The sequence below is a fragment of the Streptomyces sp. R-74717 genome (assembly GCF_047305335.1).
Taxonomy (GTDB): Bacteria; Actinomycetota; Actinomycetes; order Streptomycetales; family Streptomycetaceae; genus Streptomyces; species Streptomyces atratus.
The window spans coordinates 5,565,525-5,581,846 of the sequence record NZ_CP102361.1; the positions used below are offsets into that span (position 1 = coordinate 5,565,525).

General features: G+C 64.5%; 11 protein-coding genes and 3 rRNA genes. 12 read left to right on the top strand and 2 right to left on the bottom strand.

What is annotated here, in order from left to right; all coding sequences use genetic code 11:
- Positions 1–50: 50 nt before the first annotated feature.
- The 12 genes from NRF20_RS25475 (at position 51) to NRF20_RS25530 (ending at position 13,798) form a co-directional block, all read left to right on the top strand.
- Positions 51–1,064: a GlxA family transcriptional regulator gene (locus NRF20_RS25475; protein WP_413753320.1), complete on the top strand. Its 1,014-nt coding sequence runs from the start codon at positions 51–53 to the stop codon at positions 1,062–1,064.
- A 632-nt stretch (positions 1,065–1,696) separates the two neighbouring features.
- A 16S ribosomal RNA gene (locus tag NRF20_RS25480) occupies positions 1,697–3,222 on the top strand.
- A gap of 299 nt (positions 3,223–3,521) precedes the next feature.
- Positions 3,522–6,646: ribosomal RNA gene (locus NRF20_RS25485) — 23S ribosomal RNA — on the top strand.
- 79 nt (positions 6,647–6,725) lie between these two features.
- Positions 6,726–6,842, top strand: a 5S ribosomal RNA gene (gene rrf / locus NRF20_RS25490).
- The 16S, 23S and 5S rRNA genes sit together here, the layout of an rRNA operon.
- A 72-nt stretch (positions 6,843–6,914) precedes the next feature.
- Positions 6,915–7,559, top strand: a complete 645-nt coding sequence (locus NRF20_RS25495; protein WP_398634274.1) for an HAD family hydrolase — start codon at positions 6,915–6,917, stop codon at positions 7,557–7,559.
- 42 nt (positions 7,560–7,601) lie between these two features.
- The gene (locus NRF20_RS25500; protein ID WP_413753321.1) at positions 7,602–8,807 is read left to right on the top strand and encodes an MFS transporter; all 1,206 of its coding nucleotides are present in this window, start codon (positions 7,602–7,604) and stop codon (positions 8,805–8,807) included.
- Positions 8,776–9,948, top strand: a complete 1,173-nt coding sequence (locus NRF20_RS25505; RefSeq protein WP_093898530.1) for an acetoin utilization protein AcuC — start codon at positions 8,776–8,778, stop codon at positions 9,946–9,948. The genes NRF20_RS25500 and NRF20_RS25505 overlap by 32 nt, the downstream gene beginning before the upstream one ends.
- A 121-nt stretch (positions 9,949–10,069) precedes the next feature.
- Positions 10,070–10,885 (top strand): phosphatase, encoded by an 816-nt coding sequence (locus NRF20_RS25510; RefSeq protein WP_413753322.1) that lies wholly within the window; start codon positions 10,070–10,072, stop codon positions 10,883–10,885.
- 128 nt (positions 10,886–11,013) lie between these two features.
- Positions 11,014–11,226, top strand: coding sequence for a helix-turn-helix domain-containing protein (locus NRF20_RS25515; RefSeq protein ID WP_014046653.1), 213 nt, complete (start codon positions 11,014–11,016; stop codon positions 11,224–11,226).
- Between the two features lie 110 nt (positions 11,227–11,336).
- Positions 11,337–11,435: a 30S ribosomal protein bS22 gene (locus NRF20_RS25520; protein WP_003948845.1), complete on the top strand. Its 99-nt coding sequence runs from the start codon at positions 11,337–11,339 to the stop codon at positions 11,433–11,435.
- Between the two features lie 188 nt (positions 11,436–11,623).
- Positions 11,624–12,718 carry an NAD-dependent epimerase/dehydratase family protein gene (locus tag NRF20_RS25525; protein ID WP_398634270.1) on the top strand — a complete coding sequence of 365 codons (1,095 nt, stop codon included), beginning with the start codon at positions 11,624–11,626 and terminating at the stop codon, positions 12,716–12,718.
- A gap of 15 nt (positions 12,719–12,733) precedes the next feature.
- Positions 12,734–13,798, top strand: coding sequence for a lysophospholipid acyltransferase family protein (locus tag NRF20_RS25530; protein ID WP_266360568.1), 1,065 nt, complete (start codon positions 12,734–12,736; stop codon positions 13,796–13,798).
- A gap of 103 nt (positions 13,799–13,901) precedes the next feature.
- Here NRF20_RS25530 and NRF20_RS25535 read toward each other — a convergent pair whose 3' ends face one another.
- A complete protein-coding gene (locus tag NRF20_RS25535; protein ID WP_398634269.1) occupies positions 13,902–15,092 on the bottom strand; it encodes a DUF5667 domain-containing protein in 1,191 nt (396 codons plus the stop codon).
- A gap of 225 nt (positions 15,093–15,317) precedes the next feature.
- Entirely contained in the window at positions 15,318–16,094 is a 777-nt protein-coding gene (locus NRF20_RS25540; RefSeq protein ID WP_037697319.1) for an ECF subfamily RNA polymerase sigma factor, BldN family, read from the bottom strand.
- Between the last annotated feature and the right edge of the window lie 228 nt (positions 16,095–16,322).

Below are 16,322 nucleotides of genomic sequence, written 5' to 3' on the forward strand. Positions count from 1 at the left end.
CCCTGTGACCCAGAGGTCAAAAAGCCATCCATCGATGCTTTACTGCCACCATGCCCACGACTGGCCGCCCACCCACCCGCATAGCGCTCGTCTCCTTCCCGGGCATCCGTGCGTTCGACGTCTCCGTCGTCACGGAGGTCTGGGGAGTGGATCGCACCGACCGCGGCGTCCCGCCCTTCGACCTGCGCCGCGCCGCCGCGGACCCGGCCCCCATCCCCCTGCGCGGCGGCCTCTCCCTCACCCCCGACCGCACGCTCGCCTGGCTCACCCGTGCCGACCTGATCGTCGTCCCAGGCCTCGACGACCACCTGACACCGGCCCCTGAACCGGTCCTCGAAGCGCTGCGTCGTGCCCATGCCCGAGCCACCCCCATCGCGGCCCTCTGCGGCGGAGCCTTCACCCTCGCCCAGGCCGGCCTCCTCGACGGCCGCCAGGCAGTCACCCACTGGAACCTCACCGACCTCCTGCGCACCCGCCACCCCCACGTGACGGTCGTCCAGGACGCCCTGTTCCTCCACGACGACAACATCTGGACGTCAGCGGGCACCGCGGCCGGCATCGACCTCTGCCTCCATCTCGTACGTACGGCCCACGGCGCGGAGACGGCCGCGACGATCGCCCGCTCGATGGTCACGGCCCCCTTCCGCACCGGCACCCAGGCCCAGTTCATCGAGCACCCCACGCCCCACACCGACCGCGACGCCGACACCCTCGCCTCGGTACGGGCCTTCGCCCTGACCCGTCTGGCCGAACCCCACACGGTCGCCGACCTCGCCGCGCACGCCGGAATGTCCCCCCGCTCCTTCGCCCGCCACTTCCAGGCCACCACCGGCACGACCCCGCTCCGGTGGCTGATCATCCAACGCGTGGCCGCAGCCCAGAAGCTCCTGGAGCAGACGGACCTGCCCCTCCCCGAGGTCGCCCGCCGCACCGGCTTCGGCAGCGAGGTCACCATGCGCCAGCACTTCGCCGCCCACGTCTCCACCAGCCCCCGCGACTACCGCCTGGCCTTCCATCAGAAACCGGGCAGGCCCGAGGTTGACACGACACGCCCACATCCGTAATGTTCTCCGGGTTGCCCGACGTGAGCGCCGACTCCGATCGGTCCCCGGGCAGCCATTCCGCAGTAACCACATCTGGTCAGCGACATCTGTCGCCAGACTTTCTGTGCGTATTTGCGAAATGAAGAGTCCGCGTTCGAAGGAGCGCGACCCCGATTAGCGTCGAGGCCCAGGATTCGCTAAAGTCTCACTCGTCGGAACGGCCCAACAGCCGGGAAGACAAACCCCGCTGACTGGGAATCAGGCCCGAAAGGATCTGATAGAGTCGGACTCGCCGGAAAGGGAAACGCGAAAGCGAAGAACTGGAAAGCGGCCCCGCTTCGACCGGGAATCGGACACGAAAGAGTCTGATAGAGTCGGAAACGCAAGATCGAAGGGAAAAGCCCGGAGGAAAGCCCGTGAGGGTGAGTACAAAGGAAGCGTCCGTTCCTTGAGAACTCAACAGCGTGCCAAAAGTCAACGCCAGATATGTTGATACCCCGGCCTGCTTCGGCAGGTTGGTGGTTCCTTTGAAAGTCCTGCCGGGCCTCATGGTTCCGGTGGGCAATTTACACAGCGAGGACGCTGTGAACGATCGGTCTTATTCCGGCTGATCGTTCCGCTCTCGTGATGTGTGTCCCGATTACGGGAAAACATTCACGGAGAGTTTGATCCTGGCTCAGGACGAACGCTGGCGGCGTGCTTAACACATGCAAGTCGAACGATGAAGCCCTTCGGGGTGGATTAGTGGCGAACGGGTGAGTAACACGTGGGCAATCTGCCCTTCACTCTGGGACAAGCCCTGGAAACGGGGTCTAATACCGGATAACACTCTGTCCCGCATGGGACGGGGTTGAAAGCTCCGGCGGTGAAGGATGAGCCCGCGGCCTATCAGCTTGTTGGTGGGGTGATGGCCTACCAAGGCGACGACGGGTAGCCGGCCTGAGAGGGCGACCGGCCACACTGGGACTGAGACACGGCCCAGACTCCTACGGGAGGCAGCAGTGGGGAATATTGCACAATGGGCGAAAGCCTGATGCAGCGACGCCGCGTGAGGGATGACGGCCTTCGGGTTGTAAACCTCTTTCAGCAGGGAAGAAGCGAGAGTGACGGTACCTGCAGAAGAAGCGCCGGCTAACTACGTGCCAGCAGCCGCGGTAATACGTAGGGCGCAAGCGTTGTCCGGAATTATTGGGCGTAAAGAGCTCGTAGGCGGCTTGTTGCGTCGGTTGTGAAAGCCCGGGGCTTAACCCCGGGTCTGCAGTCGATACGGGCAGGCTAGAGTGTGGTAGGGGAGATCGGAATTCCTGGTGTAGCGGTGAAATGCGCAGATATCAGGAGGAACACCGGTGGCGAAGGCGGATCTCTGGGCCATTACTGACGCTGAGGAGCGAAAGCGTGGGGAGCGAACAGGATTAGATACCCTGGTAGTCCACGCCGTAAACGTTGGGAACTAGGTGTTGGCGACATTCCACGTCGTCGGTGCCGCAGCTAACGCATTAAGTTCCCCGCCTGGGGAGTACGGCCGCAAGGCTAAAACTCAAAGGAATTGACGGGGGCCCGCACAAGCAGCGGAGCATGTGGCTTAATTCGACGCAACGCGAAGAACCTTACCAAGGCTTGACATACACCGGAAAGCATCAGAGATGGTGCCCCCCTTGTGGTCGGTGTACAGGTGGTGCATGGCTGTCGTCAGCTCGTGTCGTGAGATGTTGGGTTAAGTCCCGCAACGAGCGCAACCCTTGTTCTGTGTTGCCAGCATGCCCTTCGGGGTGATGGGGACTCACAGGAGACTGCCGGGGTCAACTCGGAGGAAGGTGGGGACGACGTCAAGTCATCATGCCCCTTATGTCTTGGGCTGCACACGTGCTACAATGGCCGGTACAATGAGCTGCGATGCCGCGAGGCGGAGCGAATCTCAAAAAGCCGGTCTCAGTTCGGATTGGGGTCTGCAACTCGACCCCATGAAGTCGGAGTTGCTAGTAATCGCAGATCAGCATTGCTGCGGTGAATACGTTCCCGGGCCTTGTACACACCGCCCGTCACGTCACGAAAGTCGGTAACACCCGAAGCCGGTGGCCCAACCCCTTGTGGGAGGGAGCTGTCGAAGGTGGGACTGGCGATTGGGACGAAGTCGTAACAAGGTAGCCGTACCGGAAGGTGCGGCTGGATCACCTCCTTTCTAAGGAGCACTTCTTACCAAGCTTGCTTGGTCAGAGGCCACTACGTCGGCAAATGTCCGGCGGTGGTTGCTCATGGGTGGAACGTTGACTATTCGGCACGACAGGTTGTTTTTCACTAGTACTGCTTCGGCGTGGAACGTGGGAAGGGATCGGTTGTGTCGGGCACGTTGTTGGGTGTCTGAGGGTACGGCCGTCATGGTCGCCTTCAGTTGCCGGTCCCAGTGAACTCGTCCTTCGGGGTGGGGTGATGGGTGGCTGGTCGTTGTTTGAGAACTGCACAGTGGACGCGAGCATCTGTGGCCAAGTTTTTAAGGGCGCACGGTGGATGCCTTGGCACCAGGAACCGATGAAGGACGTGGGAGGCCACGATAGGCCCCGGGGAGCTGTCAACCGAGCTTTGATCCGGGGGTGTCCGAATGGGGAAACCCGGCAGTCGTCATGGGCTGTCACCCGCTGCTGAACACATAGGCAGTGTGGAGGGAACGAGGGGAAGTGAAACATCTCAGTACCCTCAGGAAGAGAAAACAACCGTGATTCCGGGAGTAGTGGCGAGCGAAACTGGATGAGGCCAAACCGTATGCGTGTGATACCCGGCAGGGGTTGCGCATGCGGGGTTGTGGGATCTCTTTTTCACGGTCTGCCGGCTGTGAGACGAGTCAGAAACCGTTGATGTAGGCGAAGGACATGCGAAAGGTCCGGCGTAGAGGGTAAGACCCCCGTAGCTGAAACATTGACGGCTCGTTTAAGAGACACCCAAGTAGCACGGGGCCCGAGAAATCCCGTGTGAATCTGGCGGGACCACCCGCTAAGCCTAAATATTCCCTGGTGACCGATAGCGGATAGTACCGTGAGGGAATGGTGAAAAGTACCGCGGGAGCGGAGTGAAATAGTACCTGAAACCGTGTGCCTACAAGCCGTGGGAGCGTCGCTGTATGTGCTTGCACATGCAGTCGTGACTGCGTGCCTTTTGAAGAATGAGCCTGCGAGTTTGCGGTGTGTTGCGAGGTTAACCCGTGTGGGGAAGCCGTAGCGAAAGCGAGTCCGAATAGGGCGTTTCAGTAGCACGCTCAAGACCCGAAGCGGAGTGATCTAGCCATGGGCAGGTTGAAGCGGAGGTAAGACTTCGTGGAGGACCGAACCCACCAGGGTTGAAAACCTGGGGGATGACCTGTGGTTAGGGGTGAAAGGCCAATCAAACTCCGTGATAGCTGGTTCTCCCCGAAATGCATTTAGGTGCAGCGTCGTGTGTTTCTTGCCGGAGGTAGAGCACTGGATAGGCGATGGGCCCTACCGGGTTACTGACCTTAGCCAAACTCCGAATGCCGGTAAGTGAGAGCGCGGCAGTGAGACTGTGGGGGATAAGCTCCATGGTCGAGAGGGAAACAGCCCAGAGCATCGACTAAGGCCCCTAAGCGTACGCTAAGTGGGAAAGGATGTGGAGTCGCAGAGACAACCAGGAGGTTGGCTTAGAAGCAGCCACCCTTGAAAGAGTGCGTAATAGCTCACTGGTCAAGTGATTCCGCGCCGACAATGTAGCGGGGCTCAAGCGTACCGCCGAAGTCGTGTCATTCATACGTTAAGGGCTAACGCCTGTGTGGATGGGTAGGGGAGCGTCGTGTGCCGGGTGAAGCAGCCGCGGAAGCGAGTTGTGGACGGTTCACGAGTGAGAATGCAGGCATGAGTAGCGATACACACGTGAGAAACGTGTGCGCCGATTGACTAAGGGTTCCTGGGTCAAGCTGATCTGCCCAGGGTAAGTCGGGACCTAAGGCGAGGCCGACAGGCGTAGTCGATGGACAACCGGTTGATATTCCGGTACCCGCTTTGAAACGCCCAATACTGAATCAGGCGATGCTAAGTCCGTGAAGCCGGCCCGATCTCTTCGGAGTTGAGGGTAGTGGTGGAGCCGACGAACCAGACTTGTACTAGGTAAGCGATGGGGTGACGCAGGAAGGTAGTCCAGCCCGGGCGGTGGTAGTCCCGGGGTAAGGGTGTAGGCCGTGTGGTAGGTAAATCCGTCACACGTTAAGGCTGAGACCTGATGCCGAGCCGATTGTGGTGAAGTGGATGATCCTATGCTGTCGAGAAAAGCCTCTAGCGAGTTTCATGGCGGCCCGTACCCTAAACCGACTCAGGTGGTCAGGTAGAGAATACCGAGGCGTTCGGGTGAACTATGGTTAAGGAACTCGGCAAAATGCCCCCGTAACTTCGGGAGAAGGGGGGCCATCACTGGTGATCCGATTTGCTCGGTGAGCTGGGGGTGGCCGCAGAGACCAGCGAGAAGCGACTGTTTACTAAAAACACAGGTCCGTGCGAAGCCGTAAGGCGATGTATACGGACTGACGCCTGCCCGGTGCTGGAACGTTAAGGGGACCGGTTAGCTGACTTTCGGGTCGGCGAAGCTGAGAACTTAAGCGCCAGTAAACGGCGGTGGTAACTATAACCATCCTAAGGTAGCGAAATTCCTTGTCGGGTAAGTTCCGACCTGCACGAATGGCGTAACGACTTCTCGACTGTCTCAACCATAGGCCCGGTGAAATTGCACTACGAGTAAAGATGCTCGTTTCGCGCAGCAGGACGGAAAGACCCCGGGACCTTTACTACAGTTTGATATTGGTGTTCGGTTCGGCTTGTGTAGGATAGGTGGGAGACTTTGAAGCAGCCACGCCAGTGGTTGTGGAGTCGCCGTTGAAATACCACTCTGGTCGTGCTGGATGTCTAACCTGGGTCCGTGATCCGGATCAGGGACAGTGTCTGATGGGTAGTTTAACTGGGGCGGTTGCCTCCTAAAGAGTAACGGAGGCGCCCAAAGGTTCCCTCAGCCTGGTTGGCAATCAGGTGTTGAGTGTAAGTGCACAAGGGAGCTTGACTGTGAGACCGACGGGTCGAGCAGGGACGAAAGTCGGGACTAGTGATCCGGCAGTGGCTTGTGGAAGCGCTGTCGCTCAACGGATAAAAGGTACCCCGGGGATAACAGGCTGATCTTCCCCAAGAGTCCATATCGACGGGATGGTTTGGCACCTCGATGTCGGCTCGTCGCATCCTGGGGCTGGAGTCGGTCCCAAGGGTTGGGCTGTTCGCCCATTAAAGCGGTACGCGAGCTGGGTTTAGAACGTCGTGAGACAGTTCGGTCCCTATCCGCTGTGCGCGTAGGAATATTGAGAAGGGCTGTCCCTAGTACGAGAGGACCGGGACGGACGAACCTCTGGTGTGCCAGTTGTCCTGCCAAGGGCATGGCTGGTTGGCTACGTTCGGAAAGGATAACCGCTGAAAGCATCTAAGCGGGAAGCCTGCTTCGAGATGAGTATTCCCACCAACTTGATTGGTTAAGGCTCCCAGTAGACGACTGGGTTGATAGGCCAGATGTGGAAGCCCGGTAACGGGTGGAGCTGACTGGTACTAATAGGCCGAGGGCTTGTCCTCAGTTGCTCGCGTCCACTGTGTTTGTTCTGAAATAACGAACGGCCGTGTTGTGTTCCGGTGTTGGTTAATTTCATAGTGTTTCGGTGGTCATTGCGTTAGGGAAACGCCCGGTTACATTCCGAACCCGGAAGCTAAGCCTTTCAGCGCCGATGGTACTGCAGGGGGGACCCTGTGGGAGAGTAGGACGCCGCCGAACTCCTTTTACGGGAAAGCCCCGTGCCCTTGTGGCACGGGGCTTTTCTGCGTTCTGAGCGTCTAGGCTCGAACCATGCGCTACGAACTGGTCATCTTCGACAACGACGGTGTGCTCGTGGACAGCGAGCCGATCTCCAACACCATCCTGGCCGAGTACCTCACGGAGCTCGGTCACCCCACCTCGTACCAGGAGTGTCTTCGCGACTACATGGGGGCTGCCGTGCACCGGGTGCACGATCTCGTCGAGGAGAGGACCGGGGATAAGCTGCCCGCGGACTTCGACGAGACGCTTCACTCGCGGGTCTTCGCTGCGTTCCAGCAGGAGCTGGAGCCGGTGGCGGGTGTCGACGATGTGCTGGGGAAGCTTGTCGCCGACGGGGTCGCCTACTGCGTCGCGTCCTCCAGCAACCATGAGCGGATCAGGGTCGGGCATCGCAAGACCGGGCTCGACCAGTGGTTCGAGGAGGAGTGGATCTTCAGTGCGGAGGATGTGGCGCACGGAAAGCCGTCGCCCGATCTGTTCCTCCACGCCGCCGAGCGGATGGGCGTACCTCCCGAGCGGTGTGTCGTCATCGAGGACAGCCCGCTCGGAGTGGAGGCGGCCAGGGCCGCGGGGATGGATGTGTACGGGTTTACGTCGATGATGCCGGCGGACCGGCTCGCCGGGGTGACCGGGCACTTCTCCGACATGAGTCAACTGCGGGAAATGCTCGCCTGATCCATCTACCCATGGGTAGAGACTGGCCCTACGCTCGCGGCCATGACAGATGCTCGTTTGCGGCACGGCAGGGCCTCCCTCGCGTTGAGCTTCTTCGTACAGGGAGTCACCTTTGCTCTGCTCGTGACGCGGATTCCCGCCATCCAGGACCGGTACGGGATATCCGACGGGCTGTTGCCGTTGTTCCTGGCCGCGGTGCCGATCCTGGCCGGGGTGGGCAGCGTGGTCACCGAGAAGGTGGTCGCGCGGGTGCGGCCCGGGGGCGTACTGAGGTGGGCGCAGCCCGTTGTGCTGCTTGCGCTGCTCGGTGTCGGGGCCGGGAACGCGTTGTGGGAGGCGGCCCTGGCACTCGGTGTGTTCGGGCTCGCCGTCGGGGCGCTCGATGCCTCCATGAACATGATGGGGGTCAGTCTTCAGCGGGCGTACGGGCGTTCCATCATGCTCGGGTTCCATGCCGCGTACAGCCTGGGCGGGATCGCCGGGGCGTCCACGGCGTGGGCCGGCGCGCACTGGGATCTCTCGCTGCTGGTCTCGTACCTGCCGGCGGTTGTTGTGCTGCTGCCCGTCGCGTTCATCGGGAGCCGGTGGTATGTCGACGGCGCGTCGGTGGAGAAGGGCCCGGGAGAGGCGCAGGGAAAGGGGGCCGCCTCGGTCTCCTTCAAGTTGCTGATGCCGCTCTGTCTGGTGATGAGTTTCGCCTATATCGGGGACTCGACGGTGTCCAACTGGAGCGCCAAGTATCTGCAGGACGTGCTGGGGAGCTCGGAGCAGCTGTCGACCGTTCCGTACAACGTCTACATGGTGACGACGCTGCTGGGGCGGGCTGTCGGGGACTTCGGGGTGCGGCGGTTCGGGGCTGTGTCCGTGGTGCGGTTCGGGAGTGTGCTGGCTGCTGCCGGGTTCGGTGTGGTGGCGGTGGCCGGTGGGGCGTGGGTCGGGATGCTCGGGTTCACCCTGCTGGGACTCGGGCTGTGCGTGATCGTGCCGCAGACGTTCGCCGCTGCCGGGCGGATGTTCCCCGGGGCGAGTGATACGGCTGTCGCACGGCTGAATGTTTTCAACTACGTGGGATTCCTGGTGGGGTCGCCGCTGGTGGGGGCGCTCGGGGACGCCTGGAGCTATCGGGGGGCGATGCTCGTGCCGATGGTGTTGGTGCTCGCGACGCTCGTGTACGCCAAGTCGTTCGGCGCGGAGCCTGCCCGATACGGTGGCGGGCATGAGCGGCCGCACACAGTTGATGTGGGATGACGCAGTAACGGGATACGACTTCGGGGAAAGCCATCCGATGGACCCTGTCAGACTCGCCCTGACGATGGGGCTGGTGCGGGCGTTCGGGCTGGACGGTGCGGTGGATGTGGTGGCGGCCAAGCCCGCCGGGGAGTCCACGCTGCGGCTCGTGCACCGCGAGGACTATGTGGCCGCCGTACGCGCCGCCTCGGCGGATCCGAAGCACGCCGACCAGAACTACGGTCTCGGAACGGTGGACGATCCCGCGTTTGCGGGGATGCATGAGGTGTCGGCGCTGATTGCCGGGCAGTCGGTGGGGGCAGCCGAGGCGGTGTGGCGGGGTGACACCGCGCATGCCGTGAACTTCGCGGGCGGGCTGCACCACGCCATGCCGGGCGGTGCGGCGGGGTTCTGCATCTACAACGATCCGGCGCTCGCCATCGCGCGGCTGCTGGAGCTGGGTGCCGAGCGGGTCGCGTACATCGATGTGGATGTGCACCACGGGGATGGGGTGCAGGCGGCCTTCTGGGAGGATCCGCGGGTCCTGACCGTGTCGTTGCACGAGCACCCGCGCACGCTCTTCCCGCAGACCGGCTGGCCGGAGGAGACCGGCTCCGGGGTGGGTGAGGGCAGTGCGGTGAATGTGGCGCTGCCGGCCGGTACGGGGGACGCGGGGTGGCTGCGGGCGTTCCACGCTGTGGTGCCGGAGCTGCTGGCGGACTTCCGGCCGCAGGTGCTGGTGAGTCAGCACGGGGCCGATACGCATTTCGAGGATCCCCTCGCCCATTTCGCGGTGTCGCTGGACGCGCAGCGGGTGGTGATGGCGGCCTGTCACGATCTCGCCCATGAGTACGCGGAGGGCGGGCGCTGGGTGGCGCTCGGCGGGGGCGGGTATGCGGTGGTCGATGTGGTGCCGCGGTCCTGGACGCATCTGGTGGGGATCGCCGCGCATGCGCCGGTGGACCCGGAGTCGGTGATTCCGTCCTCGTGGCGGGACGAGGTCTATGCCCGGACGCGGCAGCTGGGGCCGGCCCGGATGACGGACGGGCGTACTCCTTCCTGGAAGTCGTGGGAGGAGGGGTACGACCCTGCGGACCGGCTCGATCAGGCGGTGCTGGCGACCAGGCGGGCGGCGTTCCCGTTGCGGGGGCTGCTGACCTGAGGTGGGCGGGGCGGTCGCGGTGTGGCCGTTTCCGTGCGGTGGTGAGGAATGGTTACGCCAACTGTGGGGTGTGACCGGGCTTCTGGCCCCCCGTCCGGGTGATTCGGGGAGCATCGGTGGGGTGTTGAGCACCGGAGCGCTGCGTGCGCATCTGCTGGCGGCCCGGCTGGCCGGGCCTGTGGCCACATCGAGGGAAGTGAGTCTGCGGAGCTATCGGCTCTTCGCGGCCCGCGACCCGCGGGTGATGCTCGGCCTCGACCCCGAACGGGGCTGGAAAGAGCCCGATCTTCTTCGTCTCATGGCTGACAAGTGCGGGGTTTCGGATGATCCCGCTCATGTATCGGGCCCTGATGTGATCGATCCGGAGCGGACCCTGGCAGGTCTGGATGCCTTTGCCGTGCGGCTGTCGTATGCCGCGGTTCGGCGGGCGCCGGTGCTGTTCGGAACCGGTCATCCGCACCGGCTGCTCGGCTTCTACGCAGATCTGGCAGACGCCATGTCGGCGGCCGGGTGCCCCGTACTCACCCCCGCGCAGGGGAGATGTATCGACATAACGGCCCGGTTCGGCGTACGCACGTACAGCCTCGACTACGTACGAGGTGTTGCGATGGTGCGCGAACCCGGCGTGCGGGCTCCCGGTGGTGACACCGGCGCACACACCCATTCGCCGTTGCCGGTCCGGGTAGCTCTGGAGGCGGTCGCGGAAGGTTGCGGGCGGCTGCCGGAGCTGGTCGTAGGGGACCACGGATGGGTCTGCGGGGCAGGTCAGCTGGGCATCGAGGCGATCGGGCTTGCGGATACGGACGATCCGGCGCTGTTCGTCGGGGAGGCCGAGGGGCGGGTGTCGGTCGCCGTTCCGCTCGACGATGCCGTGCGGTCCGCCTACTATCGGCCGCTCACTCGCTATGTACTCAATCGGGCGTGTCTGTCACAGTAGGCGGCCGATCGTCTCTCCTCTTCCCCACTCGCATCACGCGCCCCTAATCTGGGGAGTGAGCGCACAACGACGAAGAGTCACCGGAGGGGAAGCCGGTGCGCGTCTCGTGCGGAAGGTACAGGTGGGTCATGGCTGCTGGCAGCGAGAGGCCTCTCAACGAGGTCAAGTTTCTGACTGTGGCGGAAGTCGCCTCGGTCATGAGGGTGTCGAAGATGACTGTGTACCGCTTGGTGCACAGCGGTCATCTGCCGGCGATCCGGGTGGGAAGGTCCTTCCGGGTTCCGGAGCAAGCGGTTCACGAGTATCTCCGCGAGTCCTTTGTGGGGGTGGAGTCCGCCTGAGGTTCACCTCGGATTACGCCCCTCACGCGGTGGCGGGTAGGCTAGGCCGACGTAGGTCGTGTGGGCCCAGACGCCCCGCACCAGTGAAGAAGAAGTGAGCGAGGGTAGTCGTGGGCTCTGTTATCAAGAAGCGGCGCAAGCGGATGGCCAAGAAGAAGCACCGCAAGCTGCTCAAGCGCACGCGCGTTCAGCGTCGCAACAAGAAGTAGGCGAACGCAGTTCGTGAATCCGCAGCCCTCCCGCCGACATGGCGGGAGGGCTGCGGTGCGTTGTGGGGCGGCACGTACGCGCATTCGGGCCAAAGACTTGGTGGAAGGCCGCCGTGCGGTCATCACAGGGCAACATCCACCCGCTACGGTGACGGCCAGGGGAAACCTTTCGACGGAAGGCGCTGATCTTGGGGAAGGTCGTGCTGGTCACGGGAGCGGCCCGGCAACTGGGCGGCCGCTTCGTGCGGCGCATCCAGCGTGATCCGGAAGTGGACCGGGTGATCGCCGTGGACGCGGTCGCGCCCGGGCACCAGTTGGGCGACGCCGACTTCGTCCGCGCGGACATCCGCCAGCCCGCGATCGCCAGAGTCCTCGCAGAGCACTCCGTCGACACGGTCGTCCATCTGGACGTCTCCGCAAAGACGGTCGGCACGGGTGGCCGCACGGCGGTCAAGGAGACCAATGTCATCGGCACCATGCAGCTGCTCGGTGCCTGCCAGAAGGCGCCGAGTGTGCGGCGGCTGGTGATCAAATCCAGTACGAATGTGTACGGCTCCGCGCCCCGCGATCCTGCGGTCTTCACCGAGACCACCCCGCCCAAGTCCCTGCCGAGCGGGGGCTTCGCCAAGGACGTGGTGGAGGTCGAGGGGTACGTACGGGGCTTCGCGCGCCGCCGGCCGGACGTCGCCGTGTGCGTGCTCAGGTTCGCGAACATCCTGGGGCCGGAGGCGGATTCGCCGCTCGCCGACTATCTGTCGCTGCCCGTGCTGCCGACGGTGTTCGGATACGACCCGAGGCTCCAGTTCGTGCACGAGGACGATGTCGTCGACGTACTGGGAATCGCCTCGCGAGAGCCGAGGCGCGGGACGCTGAACAGCGGCACCTTCAACATTGCCGGGGACGGCGTGCTGCTGCTCTCGCAGTGCTCGCGGCGGCTGGGGCGGCCGACGATGCCGCTGCTGCTGCCCGCTGTCACCTGGGTCGGCCAGGCGCTGCGTACGGTCGGCATGACGGACTTCTCGCCGGAGCAGATCCGGCTGCTCACCCACGGCCGGGTGGTCTCCACCGTTCAGATGCGCGAGACCCTGGGTTTCCACCCGCAGTTCAGTACCGCGGAGACGTTCGCGGAGTTCGCGCGCAGCCAGGGGCCAGGACTGCTGCCGCCGGAGGCGGTGGGCAGGGCGGTCGACCGACTGGCCGCCATGCCGTTCGGCGGGGCGGCCGGCGATGTTCCGGGGATCACCGGGGCGGGCGACACACACCCGACCCCCAGCGCCAGGTAGAGGAGCGCACCGACGATGGCGGATGCCAAGGTCATTCCGTTCGACGACGACCGTTCGCGGTCGGGCGGCTCGCCGCGCTCTGCGCGACGCCGGTCCGCAGGGGGCGGCAGTCGGGGCCAGGGGCCCTCGGCGGCCTCCGTGGTCGGTACTGCGGCCGTCAGTGCCCTTCCAGGGCAGCTGGACGCCTCGCTGCCGCAGGAGGAGCCCCAGCAGGCCGGGCAGCCGCTGGAGGGGGCCCGCGGTGGCTGGGACCGGAGGATCGCCGGCGGGCTCGCGTTCCTGCGGCGGCGGGTCACCGGTGAGTACGACGTCGACGAGTTCGGGTACGACAAGGAGCTGACCGATCAGGTCCTGATGTCGATGCTGCGGCCGATGTACGAGAAGTACTTCCGGGTCGAGGTGAAGGGCATTGAGAACATCCCGTCCGATGGTGGGGCGCTCATCGTGTCCAACCACTCGGGGACGCTGCCGCTCGACGGGCTGATGCTCCAGGTCGCCGTGCACGACAACCATCCGGCGGGACGGCATCTGCGCCTGCTCGCAGCCGATCTCGTCTTCATGCTGCCGGTGGTCAACGAGCTTGCCCGTAAGGCCGGGCACACGCTGGCCTGTGCGGAGGACGCGGAGCGGCTGCTGCGGCGGGGCGAGGTCGTCGGGGTGATGCCGGAAGGCTTCAAGGGCATCGGCAAGCCGTTCGGCGAGCGGTACAAGCTGCAGCGCTTCGGGCGGGGCGGCTTTGTCTCCACGGCGTTGCGGGCCGGGGTGCCGATCGTTCCGTGCTCGATCGTGGGGGCGGAGGAGATCTACCCGATGATCGGCAACTCGAAGACGTTGGCGCGGCTGCTGGGGTTTCCGTATTTCCCGATCACGCCGACGTTTCCCTGGCTGGGGCCGCTCGGGGCGGTGCCGTTGCCGACGAAGTGGACGATCCAGTTCGGGGAGCCGATCTCCACGAGTGGGTATCCGGTGGAGGCGGCGGAGGACCCGATGCTGATGTTCAATCTGACGGATCAGGTGCGGGAGCAGATTCAGCACACGCTGTACAAGTTGTTGGTGCAGCGGAGGTCGGTGTTCTTCTGAGGGTGCGCGCGAGGAGTGCCGGGGGCGTCCGGTGGGCGCCATGTCCTCAGTCGCCGGACGGGCTCGCTAGTGCTGAATGCCCGTCCGACGATCGAGGGTTGCGCTAGTCGTTCAGGTCCTCGCCGTTGATTCCCAGGCCAGGGAGCAGGCCGGGGAGGAGCGGGGGCAGCGTTACGTCCGGGGTGGGCGGGGGGCTCGTCCGGCCGTCGGTGGACGGGGTGGTGCCCGGGGGCGGGGTACCGAGGAGGCCGTCCGTGCCGCCGATGATCAGGCCGTCGGACGGGGTGCTGCCGGAGTCGGACGGTTGGGGCGAGGCGCTGTCGCCCGTACGGCCCTGTGAGGCCTCCGGTGACGAGGGCGAGGACTGGTCCGTATGGGACGGTCCCGTGCCCTGCTCCGTTTCGTCCGACTGCTGGGAACCGCCGCTCCTGTCCGGGGTGCGGGGCAGGAGCGACTGCAGCGGTTCGACCTCATCGTCTATGGCGTCGAAGACCGAGCTGACCTGGTCGCCGACATCGGCCAGCTGTACGGGCAGCCGGTCGCGCAGGCTGCTCCAGCTGTCGCGGTGCGAGCGGGAGAAGGACTCCAAGGTCTGGATCGGGCCGATGGCGCCGTCCCGCTGGTAGGCGGAGTGGAGTAGACGGTGGCCCTCGGTGGCGTCGTGCGTCATGCCGTTGAGCGTGCGCCTGACCTCGCCGAGCTGTTCGTGGTCCAGATCGCCGGAGCGGGCGCGCTCCATCAGCCGGCGGGCTTCGCTGAGCCGGGTCGATGCCTGGTCGAGGTAGACCTCGCCGCGGTCGGCATCGCCGCTGGCCATGCCGAGGTGGATGTCCTCCATGCCGCGCTTGAGCCCGTACAGCGAATCACCCGGCAGGGCGTCGGAACTGGCAGCGGCCACTCCGCCGAAGGCTCCTGCCGCCACACCGACGGTGAGTCCGCCGGCCGCCAGGCCCTTCGTCCAGCGTGAGCGCGGACGCAATTTCCGGAGCGGGGAGGCCCGGTGGGCCCCCTTGGTCCGTTGCTCGGGCACCGTAGGGCCCGCGGACGCATCGCCCTCGGCGAACATGGCCTCCATGGCGGCGACGAGCTGGGCTCGCTGCACCACTTTGACTTCGGGATCCAACTCCGGCCGCGGTAGCTCACCGAGGCCGTTCGCCAGGGCCAACAGCGTTCCGTGGTCGGCCGGTTCGGCCGGTTCCTCGGGCTGTACGGCCGCCGCACCGCGGAGCGACTGCTCCTCCAGGGCCTGGGCGAAGGCGTTCGCCCGCCGGTGTGCCGAAACGTTTGCGATCACTGGCGGCACCTCCTCTCGTCATGACGGTCGACTCCCCTGGGGGTCCGGATGGTTGCACACCTTGAGCGCTTCCACACGAAAGAGTGAGTGTCGGCGGACATGGGGTGACGACAGGGGGCCTGCAACCGGCACAACGAGGGGCGCGGCACTTGGGTTACGCACGAAGGATGATCGGACCAGTGAGTGACGAACATATTGCCGAGAGTGATTCGGTCGGGAGTGGGGTCAGCGGGCATCGTCCGGAAGGAGCCGGGCCAGGGTGCGGACGGCGCGGTACTGGAGGGTCTTGATCGCGCCCTCGTTCTTGCCCATGACCCGGGCGGTCTCGGCGACCGAGAGGCCCTGCAGGAAGCGCAGGGTCACGCACTCCTGCTGCTGGGGGTTGAGCCGCCGCACGGCCTGCAGCAGTGCGGCGTTGGAGAGGGACTCCAGGACGGAGTCCTCCGGGCTGCGTTCGACCTCGTTGGCATCGAGCATTTCGCCGGTTGTCACCTCCAGCCGGAAACGGCTGGACTTGAAGTGGTCGGCGACCAGGTTGCGGGCGATCGTGACCAGCCAGGCACCGAAGTCGCGGCCCTGCCAGGTGAATGTGGAGATGCGGCGCAGGGCGCGCAGGAAGGTCTCACTCGTGAGGTCCTCCGCCGTCGCCTTGCCGCCCACGCGGTAGTAGATGTAGCGATAGACGGTGTCGCTGTACTGGTCGTAGAGGCGGCCGAAGGCGTCAGCCTCGCCGGCCTGTGCGCGCTCGACGAGATCCATCATGCGCGCGCTGTCGCTGTCGGCGGTGGGCCGACGAACGGTGGACGTAGTAGTTGCGCCGCGGTTGCTGCGTCTTCCGACCGCCGCACCGCGTTCGGCCAGGGCGTAGCAAGGGCCGACAGGTGCAGGGGTGGCAAATGCGGGTACGGCGTACGCGGTGGGGACGAAGCCGCGCAAGCGGTTGGCGACCGTTGCGCGCAGCGTAGCCAGGCCCGAGGCGTCAACCCCGACGTGTGGGTACACGGGACTCCCAGAGGCAGAGCTTCCATCACGTTCAGTGCGAAACCGTCACTCGTCGTAGTGAGTGGTGGGTTCCGGAATGCGTCTGAGGAGAATAACGCTTCGTACAGGCAGTGCTACACCCAGTTGCTCAAATCACCGATTACGTCGTTTCTGTAGCGACTAATCGATGCATCAAGTAGCACATCGTGACCGGTTATTGATCGGATTACTTCGCGATCTGCCTGCGGG

What these genes read in the sequence shown, in the direction of transcription:
- NRF20_RS25475 (WP_413753320.1), top strand. Translation starts at nt 51, where the DNA reads ATGCCCACGACTGGCCGCCCACCCACCCGCATAGCGCTCGTCTCCTTC.
- NRF20_RS25495 (WP_398634274.1), top strand. Translation starts at nt 6,915, where the DNA reads ATGCGCTACGAACTGGTCATCTTCGACAACGACGGTGTGCTCGTGGAC.
- NRF20_RS25500 (WP_413753321.1), top strand. Translation starts at nt 7,602, where the DNA reads ATGACAGATGCTCGTTTGCGGCACGGCAGGGCCTCCCTCGCGTTGAGC.
- NRF20_RS25505 (WP_093898530.1), top strand. Translation starts at nt 8,776, where the DNA reads ATGAGCGGCCGCACACAGTTGATGTGGGATGACGCAGTAACGGGATAC.
- NRF20_RS25515 (WP_014046653.1), top strand. Translation starts at nt 11,014, where the DNA reads ATGGCTGCTGGCAGCGAGAGGCCTCTCAACGAGGTCAAGTTTCTGACT.
- NRF20_RS25530 (WP_266360568.1), top strand. Translation starts at nt 12,734, where the DNA reads ATGGCGGATGCCAAGGTCATTCCGTTCGACGACGACCGTTCGCGGTCG.